20 protein-coding genes are annotated in these 22,952 nt (G+C 41.3%); 14 read left to right on the top strand and 6 right to left on the bottom strand.

Features of this window, described 5'->3' with window-relative positions; all coding sequences use genetic code 11:
• Positions 1-27 precede the first annotated feature (27 nt).
• Genes BMY70_RS23200 through BMY70_RS23190 form a run of 3 tightly spaced genes read right to left on the bottom strand, consistent with a single transcriptional unit; the run spans position 28 to position 2,961 of the window.
• Entirely contained in the window at positions 28-1,083 is a 1,056-nt protein-coding gene (locus tag BMY70_RS23200) for an efflux RND transporter periplasmic adaptor subunit (protein ID WP_090338741.1), read from the bottom strand.
• Positions 1,084-1,104: 21 nt separating this feature from the next.
• Positions 1,105-2,433 carry a TolC family protein gene (locus BMY70_RS23195; protein WP_090338739.1) on the bottom strand — a complete coding sequence of 443 codons (1,329 nt, stop codon included), beginning with the start codon at positions 2,431-2,433 and terminating at the stop codon, positions 1,105-1,107.
• Positions 2,434-2,487: 54 nt separating this feature from the next.
• On the bottom strand, positions 2,488-2,961 hold the full coding sequence (locus tag BMY70_RS23190) for a MarR family winged helix-turn-helix transcriptional regulator (RefSeq protein WP_090338737.1): 474 nt from the start codon (positions 2,959-2,961) through the stop codon (positions 2,488-2,490).
• Between the two features lie 268 nt (positions 2,962-3,229).
• Between BMY70_RS23190 and BMY70_RS23185 the strand changes: the two genes are divergently transcribed.
• From BMY70_RS23185 to kdpB, 8 genes are all read left to right on the top strand, one after another.
• Positions 3,230-3,760 carry a gluconate 2-dehydrogenase subunit 3 family protein gene (locus tag BMY70_RS23185; RefSeq protein WP_090338735.1) on the top strand — a complete coding sequence of 177 codons (531 nt, stop codon included), beginning with the start codon at positions 3,230-3,232 and terminating at the stop codon, positions 3,758-3,760.
• Positions 3,761-3,801: 41 nt separating this feature from the next.
• Positions 3,802-5,517, top strand: coding sequence for a GMC oxidoreductase (locus BMY70_RS23180; protein WP_090338733.1), 1,716 nt, complete (start codon positions 3,802-3,804; stop codon positions 5,515-5,517).
• A 120-nt stretch (positions 5,518-5,637) separates the two neighbouring features.
• Complete coding sequence (locus BMY70_RS23175; protein WP_090338731.1) at positions 5,638-6,108, top strand: (2Fe-2S)-binding protein; 471 nt, start codon at positions 5,638-5,640, stop codon at positions 6,106-6,108.
• Between the two features lies 1 nt (position 6,109).
• A complete protein-coding gene (locus tag BMY70_RS23170) occupies positions 6,110-8,320 on the top strand; it encodes a xanthine dehydrogenase family protein molybdopterin-binding subunit (protein WP_090338869.1) in 2,211 nt (736 codons plus the stop codon).
• A 173-nt stretch (positions 8,321-8,493) separates the two neighbouring features.
• Positions 8,494-8,772, top strand: coding sequence for a DUF7674 family protein (locus BMY70_RS23165; RefSeq protein ID WP_090338729.1), 279 nt, complete (start codon positions 8,494-8,496; stop codon positions 8,770-8,772).
• 211 nt (positions 8,773-8,983) lie between these two features.
• On the top strand, positions 8,984-9,109 hold the full coding sequence (locus tag BMY70_RS31495; RefSeq protein WP_262485756.1) for a hypothetical protein: 126 nt from the start codon (positions 8,984-8,986) through the stop codon (positions 9,107-9,109).
• Between the two features lie 13 nt (positions 9,110-9,122).
• Complete coding sequence (kdpA, locus tag BMY70_RS23160; protein ID WP_090338727.1) at positions 9,123-10,811, top strand: potassium-transporting ATPase subunit KdpA; 1,689 nt, start codon at positions 9,123-9,125, stop codon at positions 10,809-10,811.
• A 117-nt stretch (positions 10,812-10,928) separates the two neighbouring features.
• Positions 10,929-12,971, top strand: coding sequence for a potassium-transporting ATPase subunit KdpB (kdpB, locus tag BMY70_RS23155; RefSeq protein ID WP_090338725.1), 2,043 nt, complete (start codon positions 10,929-10,931; stop codon positions 12,969-12,971).
• Here the strand turns inward: kdpB and BMY70_RS23150 are convergent, their stop codons facing one another.
• Together BMY70_RS23150 and BMY70_RS23145 are read right to left on the bottom strand one after the other, a co-directional pair.
• The gene (locus BMY70_RS23150; protein WP_090338723.1) at positions 12,972-13,238 is read right to left on the bottom strand and encodes a Txe/YoeB family addiction module toxin; all 267 of its coding nucleotides are present in this window, start codon (positions 13,236-13,238) and stop codon (positions 12,972-12,974) included. It lies immediately after the preceding gene.
• Entirely contained in the window at positions 13,235-13,498 is a 264-nt protein-coding gene (locus BMY70_RS23145; RefSeq protein ID WP_090338720.1) for a hypothetical protein, read from the bottom strand. Before BMY70_RS23145 ends, BMY70_RS23150 begins: the two co-directional genes overlap by 4 nt.
• 36 nt (positions 13,499-13,534) lie before the next feature.
• Between BMY70_RS23145 and BMY70_RS23140 the strand changes: the two genes are divergently transcribed.
• The 5 genes from BMY70_RS23140 (at position 13,535) to BMY70_RS23120 (ending at position 19,597) form a co-directional block, all read left to right on the top strand.
• Positions 13,535-14,095 (top strand): K(+)-transporting ATPase subunit C, encoded by a 561-nt coding sequence (locus BMY70_RS23140; RefSeq protein WP_090338719.1) that lies wholly within the window; start codon positions 13,535-13,537, stop codon positions 14,093-14,095.
• Between the two features lie 79 nt (positions 14,096-14,174).
• A complete protein-coding gene (locus BMY70_RS23135; RefSeq protein WP_090338867.1) occupies positions 14,175-15,266 on the top strand; it encodes a porin in 1,092 nt (363 codons plus the stop codon).
• Entirely contained in the window at positions 15,266-16,396 is a 1,131-nt protein-coding gene (locus BMY70_RS23130; protein ID WP_090338716.1) for a universal stress protein, read from the top strand. The genes BMY70_RS23135 and BMY70_RS23130 overlap by 1 nt, the downstream gene beginning before the upstream one ends.
• Positions 16,396-18,120, top strand: a complete 1,725-nt coding sequence (locus BMY70_RS23125; RefSeq protein WP_090338714.1) for an ATP-binding protein — start codon at positions 16,396-16,398, stop codon at positions 18,118-18,120. Before BMY70_RS23130 ends, BMY70_RS23125 begins: the two co-directional genes overlap by 1 nt.
• Positions 18,121-18,286: 166 nt before the next feature.
• Positions 18,287-19,597 (top strand): ATP-binding protein, encoded by a 1,311-nt coding sequence (locus BMY70_RS23120; protein ID WP_090338712.1) that lies wholly within the window; start codon positions 18,287-18,289, stop codon positions 19,595-19,597.
• Positions 19,598-19,696: 99 nt separating this feature from the next.
• Here BMY70_RS23120 and BMY70_RS23115 read toward each other — a convergent pair whose 3' ends face one another.
• Positions 19,697-20,245, bottom strand: coding sequence for an REP-associated tyrosine transposase (locus tag BMY70_RS23115; RefSeq protein WP_090338710.1), 549 nt, complete (start codon positions 20,243-20,245; stop codon positions 19,697-19,699).
• Between the two features lie 308 nt (positions 20,246-20,553).
• Here BMY70_RS23115 and BMY70_RS23110 point away from each other — a divergent pair, with 308 nt between their 5' ends.
• Positions 20,554-22,950: an ABC transporter permease gene (locus tag BMY70_RS23110; RefSeq protein ID WP_090338708.1), complete on the top strand. Its 2,397-nt coding sequence runs from the start codon at positions 20,554-20,556 to the stop codon at positions 22,948-22,950.
• The last annotated feature ends 2 nt before the right edge of the window (positions 22,951-22,952 follow it).

The following is a 22,952-nucleotide window of genomic DNA, read 5'->3' as shown; positions in this document are numbered from 1 at the left end:
TAAGGATTTCCGAAAAGTACTTCCGGTCTATTTTGAAATTTGAACAGGCTTTCCGTTCGTAAGATTTAGCTGTCCTGTCGTAACAACCTGATCTCCTGGCTGTAAACCGCTCAATACCTCAATGTTATCGCCAAGCTCGCGGCCAATTGTCAGTTTTCTCTGCTGGGCGACATTCTGGTTCACTACATATACATACGGATTTTTGATACTTTCAACAAGGGACACTCTTGGGATTTGTAGCGACTTTTCCTTTGATTTCTGAGAAAAATCTACGTTTACAAAAGTTCCGGCTTTCAGTTGCCCTGAATTTGCGACTGTGATTTCAACCGGATAACTATGCTCTTCATTACCTCTCGGAGCGATGTATGAGATCTGTCCGCCATATGTTTTACCTGAAAGTACGTCTGCCGTTACCTTCACTTTTTGTCCTTCTCGCAGTTGGTAAACATCTTTTTCGTTCACCATGACCTGAACTTTCAACCGGGAAACATCAAGGATCGTTGCCAGAACGGTACCGGCATTGACAAATTCACCAACTTCTATATCCTTTTTAACAATACGGCCGCTGATCGGAGATTTTACCGTGGCATCCTGAATTTGTTTTCTGATCTGTTCCGCTTTATTGACCGCGTTGTCATAATCAAATTTTGTCTGATTTAACTGTAATTCCGTTGTCGCGTTACCGGCATAAAGTGTGTTGTAACGCGTCACATCTTTTTTCAGCTTATCGATGTTGAGCTGAGTTGCCTGTAAAGCAAGTTCATTGAGTTTGTTATCAATCTGAATCAGCGTTGCCCCTTGGCTGACATTGCTCCCAAGATCAAAATTCACCTTTAGAACCTGTCCCTGGCTTGTGGCCATCAGCGATGTTTCGCGATACGGAATTAGATTTCCCGTTTTCAATAAAGACTGGCTTACAGTATCCTCGCGCACCTCTACAACCGTCACCGGTATAGCTGCATTTGATACGGTCACAGGTTTATTTTTTTCGTCTATTGTCTTTTTATTGGAAACCAGCCTGGCGCCGATCAGGACTACAACTGCCAGTACGGCGAGTGTGATAATTATCGTTGTTTTTTTCATTGCTGTATGCTATTTGTGATGTCAAAGTTGGTTGTAGAAAGGAAGCAGTGTACCTTGGGCCTGTTCCAGATCAAGCCTGGCCTGATAAAAATTGATGAGCGAATTCACGTAATCTGTCTGGGCCTGACGGTAGGAATTTTCAGCATTGATAAGATCGGTCAACGGCGCAGTTCCCTGTTTGTATTGAAGCGTAGTCATATCATAAACCTTCCGAGCCAACTGAACATTCCGGTCGTCATTTTCTGTACTATATCTTGCCTGTTCCAGCTGTGATTGCGAATTATTAAAGGCCAGCCGGTAGGACTGAACGTTCATCCGCTGCTGTTCTTCCTGTGTCATAACTTTGATCTTCGCCTGCTGAATTTGAGCGTCTCTGCTAAATCCGTCAAAAATTGGAATGTTTAACCGAAGGCCGATCGCACCGAATCCGGTAAAGTTTTTAAAAGAATCGCTGAAATCATTAGTTAGAGCAAGTTGTCCGTAACGTGCAGTAAAACTTAAACGCGGCAAATAACCGGCTTTAATCCGTTCCTGATCAAGACGGTTCAACGTTAATTCATTTTCCGTCAGCTGAAAGTCAGTAATGTTTTTTGCATCAAACTGGCTTTCCTGAATAGTAGGTATCTGAGTTAATAGAAGAGAATCCTGCAAAATCAATTCCTGATCCTGGTTCAGACCCATTTGATATTTTAACTGGTTCATCGCTAGTGTAACCTTGTTTTTTGCCAGAGTCAACTGCGACTTATTTGAATTGTAGCTTACCTCCGTGCGGTCATAGTCTACTGGCTGTATAACACCATTATCCCGCTGCAATTTCAATATATCAAGCACTTGCTGAGTTTTTTTCAGATTGTCTTCGAGCAAAGAAATCTGTTGCTGTGATACAAAAACCGAATAATAGCTTTTAGAGATCTGGTAGATAATTTCCTCCTGAGTAGCCTTTTCATTAAGTTCCGCACGCTCCTGATTTGGTTTATTTGCTTTAATACCAATCAACAAAGACTGGTCGAAAACCGCCTGCTCGGCCGAGGCGGTAAAATTGGTCTGAAATTTAGATCCCAAAGCAATACGCGTAGGCTCGGGGCCGAAGACGCCCGCTGGCAGGGCCGTAGTCTGCAGTTTAAGGTTATCGTCGAAGGTGCCCGTTCCGGAAATCTGCGGTAGATAAGAAGCCAAAGCCTGGCGAGATAGTTGCCGTGCATTTTCCTTTTGGTACTGGGCAATTCTAACCGTGCCAAAATGTTTTAGGCCATAATCAATGCAGCTTTTTAGCGACCACGGCGTTTGCGCCTGTGTTAAAAGCGGTAAGGTAAGAAGTATCAATACCTTACTAAAAAATCTTTTTTTCATACTAATAGGTTGATGTGTCTACTGTGGATATATCAACTATATACCCAAATTTTTTTATTCTTTCATTACGTTTGAAATTTTCCTAACAATGGAAATCAGCGAGTCAATTTCTTCCTTACTGATCGATGCAGTCATTCTTCTGTCAATATCCTCAATAGATTCCATCATTTTTGTCGCAACCATTTTACCGGCTGGCGTAAGCTCAATTAGGTTTTTGCGTCTGTCATTTGAATCGCCTACAATCCGGACATAGCCATCACGTGCAAGTGTCTGAACCGAGCGCTGGATGCCTCCTTTGTCTTTCTGGGTAAAATTTGCAATCTCCTGCTGTGAGGGTGAATTGCCTTCGCGAAGATAAACAACGAACAGAATCTGGAGCTGTTCTACCTGCAGGGTGTAACCCATTTTGGCAAGTTCCTTGTTTGTGTTTCTGCCAACAAGATGCGAAACTGTGATGATATTGAAGATCATCAATTTGCTCAGACGTTCATAGTTCGCCTTATTCAATTCTTTAATTTCTATATCCATAATGCAAATGTAAAATAGGTAGATATATCAACCAAATTTATTAAGCACTATTTGAAATTATATTTTATCAGAAGTATAAAATATAGTTATACCTGGAATTAGTTGAAAAAAAAATTTAAAAATTCAGAAAACGAGTGCTGAAAAAGTTTATTTAAAACCGGCATTTAACTAACTTACGAAGTTATTTGAATTTTAGGCTGCAAATAATTTTGCCTGCCTTACTTTCAAGAACGAACCCTGAATCAATTATTAAACTTTTTCTTTTGACATGAATCGTAGAGAAGCCGTTCAAAAATTAACCCTTCTGATGGGAGGCGTCGTTTCAGCACCTTTAATGGCTGGTGTGATGGGAGAAAGGCTGAATTTTGGCCCCTCCGTCGAAGTTTCTGCTGAACAGGAAGCGCTGCTCGCTGAAATTGCTGATGTTATTATCCCGACTACAAAAACGCCCGGTGCGAAGGCTGCCGGTGTAGAAAAATTTATCACACGTGTGATGCGCGACTGCTATGTCGAGGAGGAGCAGCAGAAATTTTACGCTGGCGTCGAAAGATTAAATAAAAGCAGTAACGATGTTTATGGCAAGGGTTTCGCAGCCCTTGACGCAACGCAGAAAAACGATATCGTAAAACGCAGCACGACGGCGGACAAACCTTTTTTCCTTCAAATGAAAGGACTTACAGTAACAGGTTATTTTACATCCGAAATCGGAGCGACACAGGCGCTGGATTATCTTCCGATTCCTGGCAGGTTCGAGGGCTCTTATCCGATGAAGGAAGGACAGAAAACCTGGGCACTTTAACATCTTAACCTTTCTGGATTTATTAAAAATTAATTGTCACCATGGCGAATTTAAATGTTGATGCAGTAAAAGATATGACCTACGATGCCATCGTAATCGGTTCGGGAGTTTCCGGCGGTTGGGCAGCGAAGGAGTTGACAGAAAAAGGATTGAAAGTATTGATGCTTGAAAAGGGGAAGCCGCTTGAACACGTTACCGGCTACGAAAACGCGTTGAAAGATCCCTGGGAAATGAAATATAACGGTCGGTTGACTGTGAAACAAAAAGAAACGCATCCATTCCTTTCCCGCGATTATCCATACAATGAGATGACGGAAAAGTACTGGATGAACGATTCTGATTCTCCTTATGAAGAAAAGAAAAGATTTGACTGGTTCAGACCTAATATTGTTGGTGGTAAATCGATTATGTGGGGCCGTCAGTCGTACCGGTGGAGTGACCTGGATTTCGAAGCAAACCTGAAAGACGGAATTGCGGTCGACTGGCCGATCCGGTACAAAGACATTGCTCCATGGTATTCTTATGTTGAAAAACATGTTGGTATCTCTGGTGAAAAACTTGGCTTGCCTCAGCTTCCGGACAGCGATTTCCTGCCGCCGATGGAAATGTATCATGTTGAAAAAGAAGTTCGCAAGAGACTTGAAAAACAATTCCCTGGTCGTACGATGACCATAGGACGCGTTGCAAATCTTTCGCAACCCGACAAGATCCAGCTGGAAGGTGGCCGTTCTCCATGTCAGTACAGAAACCGTTGTTCCTATGGTTGTCCGTACGGTGCATATTTCAGTACGCAGTCAAGCACCTTACCACCAGCGGTGAAAACAGGACTTTTGACGCTTCGCCCGGATTCTGTGGTAAGGGAGATCGTTTATGATAAAGCGAAACAAAGAGCGACCGGTGTGAAGGTTACGGATTCTGTGACTTTGCAGGAGCGTGAATATTTTGCAAAAATTATATTTGTCTGTGCCAGCGCCATCGGTACTTCATTAGTTCTTCTGAACTCCACATCAGATCGTTTTCCAAATGGTTTAGGTAATGATTCCGGCGAATTGGGACATAACCTGATGGATCACCATTTTCGTACCGGTGCCAGCGGTGTTTGGGAAGGCGATCTTGATAAATATTATTTCGGCCGTCGTGCGAATGGAATTTATGTTCCGCGATATCAAAATATTGGCTCTGATAAACGTGATTACATTCGTGGATTTGGTTATCAGGGAGGCGGCGGACGTCAGGGCTGGCAGCGAAATGTTGCCGAACTTGCTTTCGGTGCGGATTTTAAGGAAGAGCTGACTTCCCCTGGACAATGGACTATGGGTTTTGGAGGATTCGGCGAAACACTGCCATACCATGAAAATCGGATGTTCCTGAACAAAGAGAAAAAAGACAAGTGGGGTATGCCAACTGTCGTTTTTGATGCGGAACTACGTGAAAATGAGATGAAGATGCGCAAAGACATGATGAACGATGCGGCTGAAATGCTTGAAAAATCAGGTGTCAAAAATGTAAAAACCCATGACAACGGTTCATATCTGGGCATGGCCATCCACGAAATGGGCACGGCGCGTATGGGTCGTGATCCCAAAACCTCGGTTCTGAATGGAAATAATCAGATGCATGCTGTAAAAAATGTCTTCGTTACGGATGGTGCTGCAATGGTTTCAGCATCTTGCGTGAATCCCTCGTTGACCTATATGGCACTTACGGCGAGAGCTGCGGATTTTGCGGTCAAAGAGCTTAAAAAGAAAAATATATAAATAATTTTGTCCTTATCAGATCCCGTTAACCAATTATTCGGTTAACGGGATTTTTTATAGCATTCAATCCCATCAGGTTGGCTTGATTTTTATGGTTTATCAGTAAAAAAAGAAAACTGTATGGCTGCTAAAATCACGCTAAAAGTAAATGGAAAATCTTATCAGGAGGATGTTGATCCTGATATGCCGCTCCTTTATTTTCTTCGAAATAATCTGCAATTGAACGGTCCGAAATACGGATGTGGCATTGAACGCTGCGGCAGTTGCATGGTACTGCTGAATGGAAAAGCGAATCCGTCCTGTATCATTCCTGCCTCCGCGGCTCAGGAGTTGGAAATTACGACATTGGAAGGGCTGGCAAAAGGCGAAAAACTTGATATTGTTCAGGAAGCATTTATTGAAGAACAGGCGGCCCAATGCGGATATTGCATGAATGGGATGATCATCTCTGCCAAGGCATTATTAAGTGAAAACAAAAATCCCACAGATCTTCAGATCCGGCAGGCATTGCAGCGTGTTTTATGCCGGTGTGGAACGCATACCAGAATTATAAATGCGGTAAAAAATGCAGCTCAAAAAATCAATAACTGATATGGAAAATCATAATAATTTTAAGGTTTCCAGGAGAAATTTTTTACAAAAGTCCGGCCAGCTGATTGTGGGATTTAACTTACTGAACTTTCTGAAATTAGATAATATAAAGAAGAATTCCTCAGTGAAACCAGATAAAAAGAATATTATTGATTCCTGGATTATGCTGGATTCTGAGGGCCTATTGACAGTTCTGACCGGTAAGATGGAGTTAGGGCAAGGGATAAAAACCGCTTTGATGCAAATTGCAGCGGAGGAGCTTGATATGGGCATGGACAAGGTGAAAATTGTTATTGCTGATACCTCCCGTACCCAGGATGAACGGTACACTGCCGGCAGTGCCTCCATTGAAGGAAGTGGGAAAGCGATCCGGAATGCGGCAGCCGAAGCCCGTAAATATTTGCTGACTTTGGCTGAGAAAAAATTTGAAACGACAGCTGAAAATCTTTTTGTAGAAAACGGAAAGGTAATATCAAAAATAAATCAGCAAACGGTATCTTATCAGGAGCTGATCCATGGTAAGCGGTTTGAAATTGAAGTGACGGGAAAGGCGCCAGTAAAATCTCCCAAAGACTACAGATTAATTGGTAAGCCTGTTCCTCGTAAAGATTTAGCGTTCATGGCAGCGGCCCAGTCATATTATGTTCAGGACCTTCGTTTTCCAGATATGGTGCATGCAAGGGTATTGCGGCCGCCGACTTACAGCGCTAAACTTTTATCATTTCCGAAAAGTGAAGTTTTGGCCTTGCCCGGAGTTTTAAAAGTTGTAGTAAACGGCAGTTTCGTGGCTGCGATAACCACTGAGGAATATCAAAGCATAAAGGCTCTTAATCGGATGAAACAATTGGCAAAATGGGAAAGTCCATTGATTTCTCCTTTGCAAAGAGATTTATATCAGGATATTCTCAGTAACACTTCCTCATCAGAAACTGTTGAGGAAACAGGAAATGTTGAACAGGGCGTGGCAGCGGACTCGAAAATACATGAGGCAGTTTATAAGCGCCCTTATCAAATACACGGCTCCATTGGTCCTTCTTGTGCCATCGGTCTTTGGGAAAAAAATCAATTAATTGTCTGGTCGCATAGTCAGGGAGTTTATCCCTTGCGGAAAACACTGTCAGATCTTTTGAAAATTCCGGAGGAAAATATCCGAACGATCGGTGTTCCGGGAGCCGGTTGTTACGGTCATAACGGAGCGGACGATGTGGCTGCAGATGCTGCATTATTAGCGATGCAGATGGAGGGAAAACATGTACGTGTGCAATGGATGCGCGAAGACGAGCATACCTGGGAGCCTTTCGGTTCGGCCATGGTTTTTAAACTGAAAGGTAGTTTGGACGGTACAGGGAGGATTAATTCCTGGTATACCGAATTGTGGTCCGACACACATAGCAGCAGACCAGGAGGAAAAGCCGGCCATTTCATTGCTGCCCGTGATCTGGAAAAACCTTTTGATTTCCAGACCGGTGGTTTTTCCGGCGGAAGCCACCGAAACTCAGTTCCGTTATATAATGTAAAAAACAGAAAGGTGGTGCTGCACAATTTCAAAGGTCCATTGCGTACTTCTGCGTTGCGTAGCCTGGGCGCGTACGCCAATATTTTTGCGCTTGAATCTTTTGTGGATGAGCTGGCCGAAAAAGCAGGTAAAGATCCTGTGCAATTTCGACTTGAACATTTGACGGATGAGCGGGCAAAAGAAGTCATAACAACGCTGGTGAATAAAGCGGGCTGGCGGAAAAACAAAAAGAAAAATTTCGGCGAAGGCATGGCATTCGCACAGTACAAAAACGCAGCATCTTATTTTGCTGTCAAGGCAGAAGTGATTATTGATCCGGTTAAAAAAACTTTTAAAGTGACCAAATTGACAGGATCAATAGATGCAGGGCAAACGATCAACAGCGATGGAATTATCAACCAAACTTCCGGCGGAATGATTCAGGCTGCGAGCTGGACGCTTTTGGAACAGGTACTTTATAATGAAAAAGGTGTTCAGAGTAAAACCTGGGAAAATTACCCTATTCTTCGTTTCGAAGAAGTTCCTGATACTGAGGTTATACTAATTGATCGCCCGGAAAAACCACCCCTCGGCGCAGGAGAGGCGGCGCAGGGACCAACTGCCGCTGCCATAGCCAATGCAATTTTTCATGCTACCGGTTCACGAATTAGAGAGATACCGCTTACGCCCGACAAAATTAACTGGGATAAAGTTTGAGCTGAAATTTTCATTTTGATAAAACAACAATAAAAGCTTATCGTTTTGATAGGCTTTTTTTATGCCTGGAAAATGGATTTTACGTAATTGATTTGATACACAGCTATTTACAATAAAATACCGTAGTATGGTTCATTTTTGGTAATCACCGTATCATATCAATTAAAATAATAATGAGACGGAAGGTAAAACAAGGGATTTACAAACAAATGCAAAAGTTTGCAGACCTGACAAGAACGATGATAACAACAGGAAAGCTGGACCGGGCAAAGAAGTGTTTTTCCATTGTTGAGTCGCTTTACATAACCGGTAATGCGCAGACAAAAAGCGCTATTTCCAACGTGTACATCTATTCGGTATCCGGTGTGCTAGAAATCAACCATCTTAATATAGAAAAGCTTTTTCCTAACACTTTGAAAAAAGAATATATCAAACAAATCAATGCTTCTTGAAGTAGAGATTAATCGTGCAAAACTCAATTTAATTTAAATAACATGATCACAATCCTCTTGGTAGCGTCCGGAATTTTATGTTTCGCGCTTTTTTACAAAACAGTTAACTTCTTTGAAAATATCTGAAATGGCAGCCTTATTTATTATCTCAATCTGCGTGTTTGGTTATATCTGTTATGTATTAATCAAACCTGAAAAGTTCTAACCGGTCATGAAAACCACGAAAAAGGGGCTCAAAACCAAAACGGAATTATGGGAAGTTCTCTCAATTGTTTTTATCTGGCTACTGACAATTTCGATGGTTTACATCATTTTCTGGAAGGCAAAATCGAATTAAAAAATAGAAAAAAATGAACACTGAATTATTTGGAATTATTGCCATGTTTGCCCTTACGGTTGCCTTCGCAATACCGTTTGGCAAGTACATCGCAAAAGTTTATGCAGGCGAAAAAACCTCCTTTGATCCTGTTTTTAACCCTATTGAAAAGCTGTTTTTCAAAATCAGCGGTATCGACCAAAATGCTGAGATGAATTGGAAACAGCACATGTTTTCGCTCATCACGATCAACATGGTCTGGTTTGTACTGGGTATGTTTGTTCTGATGAACCAAGGCTGGTTGCCATTAAACCCTGACGGAAATCCCGGACAAACGGCCGATCTGGCATTCAATACCAGTATTTCCTTCGTTGTAAACTGTAACTTACAGCATTACTCCGGCGAATCGGGGCTAAGTTATCTGTCGCAGTTATTTTTGATGTTTTTGCACTTTGTTACTGCAGGAACAGGTATGGCCGCAGCGGCTGTTTTGTTTATGGCTTTGCGCGAACGCACCACAGACAAACTTGGTAATTTTTACAATTTAATGGTAAAATCCTGTACAAGAATTTTACTTCCGCTTTCAATTCTTGTTGCTACCATTTTGGCCTTCAACGGAACGCCGATGACTTTTGACGGGAAAGATACCATCATTAACATGCAGGGCGATACAGTACAAGTTTCCAGAGGACCGGTTGCTGCCTTTGTTGCGATCAAACATTTGGGTACGAATGGTGGTGGATTTTACGGGGCAAATTCTGCTCACCCGCTTGAAAACCCAAACTATCTGACAAACATGGTTGAAATGATCGCGCAGATTATCATTCCAATGGCTATGATCTTCGCATTCGGTTTCTTTTTGAAAAGAAGAAAAATGAGCTGGATGATCTTTGGCGTGATGACCACCGGGTTTTTACTTCTGACCGTGCCAACAATTATTTGGGAAAACGGAGGCAACCACGCCATAACTGCCATGGGTATCAATAACAGCGCCGGTGCGATGGAAGGCAAGGAAGTAAGGTTTGGTACCACGGCTTCTGCTTTTTGGAGTATAGCCACCACCGTTATTTCTACCGGTTCTGTCAATTCCATGCATGATAGTTACACTCCACTTTCAGGAATGACCCAACTACTGGCGATGATGACCAATGCTTTTTACGGCGGTGTCGGCGCGGGTATGCTCAACTTTTTCATCTTCATTATCCTGGCTGTGTTTATCAGTGGCTTGATGGTAGGTAGAACGCCCGAATTTATGGGCAAGAAAATCGAGGCGCGTGAAATGAAAATCGCGATGATCGTGGCGTTGCTTCACCCGTTCCTGATTCTGGTCGGTACTGCTTTGGCAGCGGCATTTCCTACAATTACTTCTGCTACGCTTGCCAACCCAGGCTTCCACGGATTTACGGAAATGCTTTACGAATATACCTCATCTTCAGCCAATAACGGTAGTGGGTTTGAAGGTCTGGGCGATAACAATCTATGGTGGAACATCAGCACAGGTTTTGTTCTGATCCTTTCACGTTACATTCCAATCATCGGCCCGATCGCCATTGCAGGACTTTTGGCCAATAAAAAATACATCCCTGAAAGCGCAGGAACTTTGAAAACTGATTCTTCAACTTTTGGAATTATGATCCTGGCCGTTATTGTGATTATCACAGCGCTATCCTTTTTTCCGGCTCTGACGCTCGGTCCGATCGCTGAATATTTCACGTTACGTTAAGAATCGAATAAAAAAAATTAAATAAGGGCTACAAGAAAATCTGTTCAGGCGACAGGTTTTCAAAGATCGAAAAAAGTAGCCAATACCTAATCGCTAACGGCTAAAAGCCATAATGAAATGAAAAATCAAGATACGTCCTTATTTCAGAAGGACTTGGTTAATGAAGCCCTCAAACAGGCATTTGTAAAATTGAACCCCAAAATAATGTTCCGCAATCCGGTGATGTTCACCGTGGAAATCGGGACTGTGATTATGCTGGTGGTAAGTATCTGGACTTTGATGGGTGAAAAATCCCAGGGCAGTTTTGCCTATAACTTTACCGTTTTTCTTATTCTTTTGCTGACACTGCTTTTTGCCAATTTCGCAGAAGGGATCGCAGAAGCAAGGGGAAAAGCGCAGGCCGACAGTTTGCGTAAAACAAGAGAGGAAACACCGGCCAGACTGGTTATTGAAAACAAACCAGGTTTCTCGGTTTCAACAAGACAGGTAATGTCTGCATCGATGAAAAAGGGTGATGTTTTTATCTGTGAAGCTGGTGATAATATTGCAACGGACGGTGAAATTATCGAAGGTCTTGCAACGATTGACGAAAGCGCCATCACCGGCGAAAGTGCACCGGTGATCCGTGAAGCAGGCGGTGATAAAAGTAGTGTGACAGGCGGTACGAAGGTATTGTCCGACAAAATAAAGGTGATGGTAACAACGGAGCCTGGCGAAAGTTTTCTTGATAAAATGATCGCTTTGGTAGAAGGTGCGAGCCGTCAGAAAACACCGAATGAAATTGCACTGACGATCCTTTTAGCTGGTTTTACCCTGGTATTTATCATTGTCTGTGTGACTTTGAAACCGTTTGCAGACCATGCCAATACACCAATTACGATCGCCGCATTTATCTCCCTTTTCGTTTGTCTGATTCCGACAACGATTGGTGGTCTGCTTTCAGCGATCGGTATTGCCGGGATGGACAGGGCACTTCGCGCCAATGTGATCACCAAATCAGGTAAAGCGGTAGAAACAGCAGGTGATATTGACGTACTTCTTTTAGATAAAACAGGAACAATCACGATCGGTAATAGAAAGGCAACGAATTTCTATGCAGCAAAAGGCGTGACGGACAATCATTTCATCAAATGCGCGGTACTGAGTTCAATCGCTGATGAAACACCGGAAGGAAAATCAATTCTGGAACTGGCGAATTTAAACCCGTCGACTTATGCGAACCTGAATAATCCGACTTTTATCAAATTCACTGCGGAAACCAGAAGTTCAGGTGTTGACTTTGATGAAACAAGAATCCGCAAAGGCGCCTTTGATTCTATGAAAAATCTGACAGTAAAAGCAGGGAATAATTTCCCGGCTGATATTGAAGAAAAAACAAAGGCTATTTCGAACAACGGTGGAACGCCGCTGGTGGTTACAGAAAATGAAAAGGTGCTGGGTGTGATCGAGTTGCAGGATATCATCAAACCTGGTATTAGTGAAAGGTTCGAGCGTCTGCGTAAAATGGGCGTAAAAACAGTGATGGTGACAGGTGATAATCCTTTGACTGCCAGGTTTATCGCTGAAAAGGCGGGTGTGGATGACTTTATCGCAGAAGCCAAGCCGGAAGATAAAATGAACTACATCAAAAGAGAACAGGAAAGCGGAAAACTGGTTGCGATGATGGGAGATGGTACCAACGATGCGCCGGCCCTTGCACAGGCTGATGTTGGAGTGGCCATGAACAGCGGTACCCAGGCGGCAAAAGAAGCGGGAAATATGGTGGATTTGGATAACGATCCAACCAAACTGATCGAGATTGTTGAGATTGGCAAGCAGCTTTTAATGACGCGTGGTACGCTGACAACTTTCTCAATCGCGAACGACGTTGCCAAATATTTCGCCATCATTCCAGCCTTGTTCATTGCTTCCATTCCAGCGCTTCAAGGGTTGAACATCATGGATCTTCATAGTCCGGAAAGTGCGATATTATCGGCAGTGATTTTCAATGCGATCATCATTCCGATCCTGATCCCGCTGGCCTTGAAAGGTGTGGCATACAAGCCAATCGGAGCCAGTGCATTGCTGAGACGAAACCTTTTTATCTACGGTCTGGGCGGTGTTGTAGTGCCTTTCATCGGGATTAAGGTGATTGACATGCTGGTGAGTATCTGGTTTTAATTATTGATCATAATGTCCATGAACACTGATAACAAGGATGTCTTTTTCGGAAACAGGCTTATAAATCAAACGATGTTCGTCTGTAATTCTCCTGCTCCAAAAACCTTTGTATTGATGTTTGAGACCTTCGGGTTTACCAAGTCCTTCGAAAGGGTGTTTGTGGATATCATTGATCAATTCAAAAACTTTTTTAACAAGGCGGGGTTCACTTTTGGACCAGTGTGTGAGATCTTCAATCACTTGAAGAGAAAAGATAGTGTTATTCATTCCTGTGAGATATGCTTTACAAACTGTTCAAAGCTGTCTCCACTAAACGAAACAACATTTCCTTTTTCAAAGTCATCAATCGATTTGTCAAGTCGCGAGAAATATTCTTCACGGCTCTCGTCACGCAAGATTCCAGGCGATGCTTTGTCAGTAATACTAATCGTGACCTCGCTATCTTTTGAAACACTTAGCAAAGCTTTGATTTTGGAAATCAATTCGTCAGTAAACTCAGAAGATTTAATTTTTAGTACAGCTTCCATAAAATCTAAATTTCTTTAAAGTTAAAATAAATAAAAATGAAAACGAACCTATTTCCTGCAATCAAATTAACCGCCATCACGCTGGTTTTCTTTGCCGGGGTTTATACAATAATAATCTGGGGAATTGCACAGCTGGCCCCTAACCATGGAAACGGCGAGGTGATCACTCAAAACGGAAAAAAATATTACACCAACGTTGGCCAGGCTTTCACCGAAGACAAGTATTTCAATTCCCGCCCATCGGCTGTGGATTATAATGCAGCCGGTAGTGGTGGTAGCAACAAGGCACCTTCAAATCCTGAATACCTTCAAACGGTTCAGGCCAGGATTGATACCTTTTTAGTCCACAATCCTGATGTTAAAAAACAGGATGTGCCCGTGGAATTGGTAACGGCGAGTGGAAGTGGACTTGATCCTGATATTTCTCCAAATGCTGCACTCGTTCAACTAAAACGGGTCGCTAAAACAAGAAAGGTTTCAGAGCAGAACATTCAAAAACTCATTGAAGAAAACACAGAAGCGCCTTTACTGGGACTTCTGGGACCTGCTAAAGTGAATGTTTTGAAGCTGAACATGGCCCTTGACCAGGTTAAGTAAAAGCATGCATTACTCAACGTTATTTAATTTAAAAATCTCAACAAAAAATCAAGAATCCAGTACACTTATTAGTATTACAATGAATAAATTACTTTTGTTTGCCGCAGGAATTTTTTCTATTCCTGCTATTGCCCAGGATACCATTTCAATTGAAAAAGCAAAACCAAATCCACTGACTTTTTCAGGTTACGTTGAAGCTTTTTACAGTTACGATTTTAACAAACCAGCCAATCACGAACGACCGGGATTTTTATACAATTTCAACAAACACAACGAAGTCAATTTAAACCTTGGACTTTTTAAGGTTAACTACAATACAGTAAATGTAAGGGCAAACCTGGCTGTGATGGCCGGTACCTATCCGCAATATAACCTGGCCGCGGAACAGGGATTATTGAAAAATATCTTTGAAGCCAATGTGGGTTTTAAAATTTCAAAAAAGAATAACCTCTGGATTGACGCCGGAATCATGCCTTCGCACATTGGGTTTGAAAGCGCGATCGGAAAAGACAACTGGAATTTGACGCGCAGTATTCTGGCCGAAAATTCTCCATATTATGAAGCAGGTGTCAAAATTGGGTATACCAGCAAAAACGAAAAATTATATGCCGCGGCCATGTATCTGAACGGCTGGCAGCGTATCCAGAAAATCCCGGGAAACCAGACGCCTGCATTTGGGACACAATTAACATACAAACCGTCTGCAAATGCAACATTAAATTGGAGCACTTATATTGGAAATGAGCAGCCGGACAGCACCAAACAATGGCGTTATTTTAACAACATTTACGGCCAGTTTCAGCTCACAGATAAATTTGGTTTGACTGCCGGATTTGACATTGGAATGCAACAAAAAAGTAAAGGAAGCAGCAGTTACAATGTGTGGTATACGCCGGTTTTGATTGCCCGCTATATGCCGAATGAAAAAGTCAGGATTGCTGCCAGAGGAGAATATTATGCAGACGAAAAAGGGGTGATCATCAGCACAGGAACGCCAAACGGTTTTAAAACTTTTGGTTACTCTGCCAACTTCGATTACCTGCCTGCACAAAATGTAATGTTCAGACTCGAAGCAAGGGCTTTTAACAGCAAAGACGATATATTTACAAAGGATGGCAGGGCAGACAACCAGAATTTCTTTGTTACAACATCCGTTGCACTATCATTTTAATGACTGAAAAAGAAAACAACGTAAAACATTTTCTGGACCTGATCAAAAAATCCAGGAAAGGAAAGTTTAAAATTTACATCGGCATGAGTGCCGGTGTAGGTAAAACCTTCCGGATGCTGCAAGAGGCCCACACATTGATGCGAAACGGCATTGATGTGAAAATCGGTTATATAGAAACCCATAACCGGAAAGAAACCCACGACTTGCTTGATGGCCTGCCCATCATTCCAAGGCGTAAACTTTTTTATAAAGGAAAAGAACTTGAAGAACTGGACCTGCAAGCTGTAATCAGTTTGCGTCCGGAGATTGTGATTATTGATGAACTGGCTCATACCAACATCGAGGGTAGTAAAAACGACAAACGTTGGCAGGATGTGATGGAGATTCTGGACGCGGGAATCAACGTGATCAGTGCGGTCAATATTCAGCATATTGAAAGCCTGAATGAAGAGATCAAGCAAATTACCGGTGTTGAAGTAAAGGAAAGAATTCCCGATAGCGTGCTGCAACAGGCCGATGAAGTTGTCAATATTGACCTGACGGCAGACGAATTGATCACTCGTCTGAAGGAAGGTAAAATTTATGCTGCTGAAAAAGTGCCGACTGCACTTAACAACTTTTTTACATCCGGAAATATTCTACAACTTCGTGAGCTTGCGCTGAAAGAAGTGGCCAGCCAGGTGGTCAGGAAAGTGGAGACGGAGGTGACTTCCCGAAGTGTGACCGCTTTAAAAGCAAATAAATTTATGGCATGCATAAGCAGTAACGCACAAACTTCTAAAAATGTAATTCGTAAAACGGCCCGGTTGGCCAGTTATTACAATAGTCCCTGGGTGTTGCTTTATGTGCAAACACCAAATGAAAGCACCGATAAAATTGCGCTGGATAAACAACGGCATCTGATCAATAATTTTAAACTGGCGACTGAACTTGGAGGCGAAATAATTCGAGTTGAAAGTCCGCATGTATCCCGTACGATTATGGAAGTTGCCGAGCAAAGACAAATCACAACAATTTGCATTGGTAAGCCGCATATGAGTTTGTTTAAAGTAATTTTGGCCACCAATATCTTTAACCAGTTACTAAAAAAACTATCTGTTTCCGAAATTGACCTGGTCATTTTGTCCTGATGAAAATAAAAACCAAATTAACCCTCGGCGTTGGCCTGCTGTTCCTGATGATCATTATCCTTTCATTGGTCGCAGCGCGTTATATCAACGTATTAAAAAACGATACCGAAAATATTCTGGTTGATAATTATAACACACTCGAATATTCCCGTAATATGTTGATGTCGCTGGATCAAACACAGCGCGGAACAAAAGCTTTTTTAACGTTTGAAGATAACCTGAACAAACAACGAAAAAATGTCACGGAAATAGGGGAGCGGGAGGCGACAGATGCGATTTCTGAACATTTGACTCAGTTAAAACAGGATCCGTCCAATTTGCTGCTTCATCAGGTTATTCGTAAAGATATCACAGAGTTGATGCGTTTAAATATGGAGGCGATTCAGCGCAAAAGTGAGGTGGCCAAGGAAACTGCGCGTTCTGCCAATTTATGGATTGTGATCACGGGAACGCTTTGCTTTTTATTTGCTTTTACATTGCTGGTCAATCTGCCAAGTAATATCGCCAATCCCATTAAAGAACTGACGGAAAGTATAAAGGAAATTGCTGCAAAGAACTATTCTCAGCGGGTGACTTTTGGAAGCAAAAATGAGTTCGGAGAACTCGCGGGATCTTTCAATACGATGGCTGAAAAACTGGAAGAATATGACAGCAGCAATCTTTCTAAAATACTATTTGAAAAGAAAAGAATTGAAACCCTGATCAACAACATGCACGAGCCTGTTTTGGGTTTGGACGAAAATAAGAAGATACTTTTTGCCAACAATGAAGTCTTGAAAATCTCGGGGCTCCTGGCAGAAGATGTTGTTGGAAAAGCAGCTGTGGATGTCGCTCTGCATAATGACCTTATCCGCTCACTCGTTCAGGGATTGGTAACGCCAAAACCTGATCATGAAAAAGAGAAGCCACTTAAAATATACGCTGATAACAAGGAAAGTTATTTCGAGAAGGAAATTGTAAATATTACCATTACACCAACAGGGGAGAAGGAAAAAATATTCATCGGTCAGGTTATTGTGTTAAAAAACATCACACCGTTCAAAGAACTGGATTTTGCCAAAACCAATTTTATCGCCACGGTTTCGCATGAGTTAAAAACACCGATTTCATCGATCAAAATGAGTGTTCAATTGTTGGAAAATAAACAAACCGGAGAGGTAAACGAAGAGCAGAAACAATTGATTGAAAGTATAAAAGATGACAGTAACAGGTTGCTGAAAATTACAGGAGAACTGCTGAATCTTTCGCAGGTCGAAACCGGAAATATACAATTAAACATTCAGCAAGGAAATCCCTACAAAATTATTCAATACGCAACAGAGGCGGTGAAAGTACAGGCCGACCAGAAGCAGATCAAACTGGTGTTGAATGCAGATGAAAATCTCCCCGAAGTAAAAGCAGATACGGAAAAAACGGCTTGGGTATTGATTAACTTTCTAACCAATGCAATCCGCTATTCATCTGAAGATACTAAGATTGAAATTGGTGTTAAGAAAGAAAATAACTGCATTATATTTTCTGTAAAAGATCAGGGAAAAGGTATTGAAAGCCGTTACCGCGAGAAAATTTTCGACCGCTACTTCCAGGTTCCGGGAAGCCCAAAAACCGGAACGGGGCTAGGGCTTGCCATCAGCAAAGAATTTATCGAAGCGCAGGGTGGCAAGATTGGGCTGGATTCTGAAATTGGTATGGGGAGTACTTTCTATTTTAGTTTGAATACCTGATTGGTGTGGTAAATTCAGCGAAGAAATAGACAAGACGTTTACTTTTTGTGGCAAATGATGCGGTGATTTGCACTTTTTCCTTTGAATAAATGGGACTATTTACATTTATTCAAAGGAAAAGGTGTAATTTAGTGCATATTATCATACGAATAAATGTACTAAAATAATGGAGAGGAGAGAAACTAGTCAATTGATAGCATGGAAAAATTCGGAAAACCGTAAACCATTATTGATACGGGGAGCTCGTCAGGTAGGTAAAACTTGGATAATGAAGGCTTTCGGGAAGCAGGAATACGAACAATGTGTTTATGTCAATTTTGAAAGTAACAGGAGACTAGGCACCATATTCGAAACTGATTTTGATATCAAACGAATAATTCTCGCCCTACAGATAGAAACTGGTATCATTATTAATCCTGAAAATACTTTAATTATTCTGGATGAAATTCAGGAGGCACAAGGTGCATTGACGTCACTGAAATATTTTCACGAAATCGCCCCGGAATATCATATCATTTCTGCCGGTTCATTGCTCGGAGTTGCGCTGAACAGGCAAACCTCGTTTCCGGTTGGAAAGGTTGAGTTTCTGGATTTACATCCTTTAAGCTTTATTGAATTTCTACAAGCCCTTGGCGAAGGTCCTTTACTTCAACTTTTAGAAAGTCAGGACTGGCTGCTGATTAAAACATTTAAAACAAAGTACATACAGTTATTGAAACAGTATTATTACGTAGGTGGCATGCCGGAAGCCGTATTGTCATTCTCTAAAAATTCTGATTTTGATAAAGTGAGAGATATTCAGAAACGAATTCTGGAATCATATGAACAAGACTTCTCAAAACACGCTCCACGGGAAATTGTTCCCAGAATAAGAATGTTATGGCAGTCAATTCCGGCGCAGCTTGCAAAAGAAAACAAGAAGTTTATTTACGGAATTATTAAGGAGGGGGCAAGAGCAAAAGAGTACGAATTGGCAATGTCATGGTTAATAGATTGTGGACTAATTTATAAAGTGAACCGGATAACGAAACCTGCCATACCGCTGAAGGCTTATGAAGACTTTGGTGCGTTTAAATTATTTATCGTAGATATTGGCTTGTTAGGTGCGATGGTGAATATGGATGTAAAGACGCTTTTGGAAGGAAATGTTTTATTTGAAGAATTTAAGGGGGCATTAACTGAGCAGTTTGTGATGCAGCAATTAATCACTTTCAAAGAAATATCTACCTATTACTGGTCAGCGGAAAATGCAACCGCGGAAATAGATTTCCTTATCCAATTTTCAGGAAAAATTATTCCTGTTGAAGTGAAGGCGGAAGAAAATCTGAAGGCGAAAAGTTTAAAGGTGTTTTATGAAAAATACAGTCCGGCGTTGACAATCAGAACTTCAATGTCTGATTTCAGAAGGGAGGAATGGCTGATGAATTTACCGTTATATGCGCTAAGCGAGCTGACTGCGATAATCTCAAAGAGCTAACACCGATTTGCAATCGGCGTTGCATTGTCCAGCGTTTGCAACGCGACTAAAAGCAAAGCTTTATAAAGAGTCTCGTCAAAAAATAAAATATTTTAAACATCAGATAAAGTTTGTTTCAACCAGCCCTTTCAATCCGGCATAATTCCGGGCAGAACTGAACAAGTAATTTTCAGCCTCATCTACAATCGAAGCTCTGACAGGATTTTGATGTATATAATTCAGCTTCTGTTTTGCGAATTCATAACTAAAACATTCCGTAGCGTGATTTCCATCCTGCCAGAATTTGTAGTCTTTTACATTCACCTTGAACTTTCCGGCAAACTCAAAACGATATAACATCCAGTCTTTACGACTTTCTACTTCACTATTGATTGTCGCAACGATTTTTTTTGAGGTAAATTTCTTAAAGTCACGAAGAATGTCTGATAAATTATAGCCGTCTTTTGCTGATGCTAACAAATGAAGATGATTGGACATCAAACACCAGCCATGAATTTGAAGACCTTTTTCTTTCTGGCAATATATTAATGAGTCTGTTATCATAAACTTGTACTCTTTTCTTGTGAATACATCGATCCAATCGACTACCGTCATTGTTAAAAAATAAACAGCGTTTTGATTCCTGATGAAATACTGGTCGGATGCCATCTGTTTTTAGTTGGTGTTTTGGTTTGACGGAGTGAAGGTGGGATTAGTAACTCATTATTAGTATTTAAGAAATATATGTTGGTGCTGTCTTGATTACTTTTTCGCGTTGCAAACGCGAAACCACTCAACACCGATTGCAAATCGGTGTTAGCAGCCGTTCCAAAGCGAACGAACAGTGTTCATTATCGGACATTGTTCGTTCGCTTTGTTTTTAATAAGTGTTTGATTGTTAATCTTTTAAACTATTATTAAAGATTTGGCAAACTATTTGAGCTGCAACTACTTGTAAAACTCATTTATACAAAGCCATGATCAGCAATTATATCAAAATCGCCAAAAGGAATTTAATCAAAAACAAGGTTTACTCCTTTATTAATATTGCTGGCCTTGCTACTGGTCTGGCCGTGGCCATGCTTATCGGGCTGTGGATTTTTGATGAACTTTCGTTTAACAAGTCCTTCGAAAATTTCGATCGTCTAGCGGTTATTAAGCAAAATCAGACTTTCAATAATGAAGTGACGACCCAAAGTTCTGTTCCTTATTTAATGGGCGAAGAAATTCGCAATAAATATGGAAGTGACTTTAAACATGTAATTATGTCGTCCTGGCCGTCCACCCGGATTTTGGCCTTTGGAGATCAGAAAATTTCTAAAACAGGAAATTTCATGGAACCGGGGATTACAGAAATGTTGTCGTTAAATATGATAAAGGGAACAAGGGCTGGTCTGAAAGATATTAATTCTATTATGCTCTCGGAGGAAACCGCAAAGGCACTTTTTGGAGATCATGATCCGATTGACAAGGTCATTAAAGTTAATAACAAACAGGATCTGAAAGTTACCGGCGTTTATAAAAATATTCGTTACAACTCCGATTTTAAGGATCTGGCATTTATCGCACCGTGGGAGTTATACATCAACAATGAAGACTGGTCTGAAAAAAAGACAAATCCCTGGCGTGCAAATATGTTTCTTACGTTCGTACAAATTGCTGATCAGGCAGATATGGACAAGGTTTCTGCAAAAATCAAGAACGTGAAATTAAATGCAGTTACACCGCAGGACGCGGTATTTAAGCCTGAGATATTCCTTCACCCAATAAGCAAATGGCACTTATATGCTGAATTTAAAAATGGTAAAATTGCTGGTGGCAGCATAGAATTTGTTTGGCTTTTTGGCATTATCGGTGTGTTCGTTTTGCTCTTGGCTTGTATCAACTTTATGAATCTGAGTACAGCAAGAAGTGAAAAAAGAGCGAAGGAAGTTGGGATCCGTAAGGCGATTGGTTCTTTAAGAAGTCAGCTGATCACACAGTTTTTTAGCGAATCATTACTCGTAGTGGCTCTTGCTTTTATTTTATCCGTGATTTTTGTGATTTCCGCGTTACCATACTTTAATGAGGTAGCGGATAAAAAAATGATCTTTCCCTGGAAAGAGCCATTGTTCTGGATTGTCAGTATCGGTTTCAGCATTTTGACAGGACTTGTTGCAGGAAGTTATCCGGCACTTTATTTGTCTTCATTTCAGCCAATTAAAGTATTAAAAGGAAGTGGTTTTGCAAGAATTAAACTTGGCAGTTTCGCCGCTGTTCCCCGTAAAGTTCTGGTTGTAGTTCAGTTTACAATTTCTATAATTTTAATTATTGGCACAATTACTGTTTTTCGTCAAATCGACTTTGCCAAAAACCGTCCAGTAGGATATGATAGAAATAATTTGCTGATGGTTGCCATGAATACACCTGAATTGCATGGACACTACGACGCCATAAGAAGTGAATTACTTAAAACGGGTGTAGTCAAAGAGATGTCGCAGTCATCCAATCCTACAACATATATTGCTGCAATAAACAATGGTTATGAGTGGGAGGGAAAGGATCCGGCAACGCAAGGGAATTTTGCTACTATGGCCGTTTCTCATGATTTTGGCAAAACAGTTGGATGGCAGTTTAAAGAAGGTAGAGATTTTTCCAGATCTTTTTCTACTGATTCTTCCGGTGTTGTAATTAATGAGACGGCTGCAAAATTTATGGGGCTAAAAAATCCTGTTGGTTCAATTATCAAAGCTGACGGGAAACCATATCAGGTCATTGGTGTGATAAAAGATATGATCATGGAATCGCCATACAAAGCTTCCTTTCGCACTTGCTTTTTTCTGGAATACGGTTGGGCCAGTGTGTTCAATATTAAAATAAATCCTGAATCAGGATCAACAGAAGCAATAAATAAAATTGAAAAAGTCTTCAAGAAATTTAACCCGGCTGCACCTTTCGACTATAAGTTTACTGACGAACAATACGCGAAAAAATTTGGCGAAGAGGTGAGAATTGGAAAGTTAACTTCATTTTTTGCTGTTCTGGCCATATTCATCAGTTGTCTTGGATTATTTGGAATGGCTACTTTCACCGCCGAGCAGCGTACCAAAGAAATCGGTGTTCGAAAAGTACTGGGCGCTTCTGTCGCGAATCTCTGGCAAATGCTTTCGAAAGATTTTGTTGTCCTGGTTGTTATTTCCTGTATCATTTCAGCACCGGTTGCCTATTATTTTCTCAACAGCTGGCTGCAAAAATATGAGTATCGGACGGAGGTTTCCTGGTGGATTTTTGCGCTTGCGAGTGTTGGCGCATTGGTGATAACGCTTATGACAGTGAGTTACCAGGCAATAAGGGCAGCTTTGTTGGATCCGGTTAAGAGTTTAAAAAGTGAATAGGA

It is taken from the genome of Dyadobacter koreensis, from assembly GCF_900108855.1.
GTDB classification, from domain to species: domain Bacteria; phylum Bacteroidota; class Bacteroidia; order Cytophagales; family Spirosomataceae; genus Dyadobacter; species Dyadobacter koreensis.
Note: the sequence above shows the minus strand (reverse complement) of the source record. Positions and strands in the feature narration are given on the sequence as shown.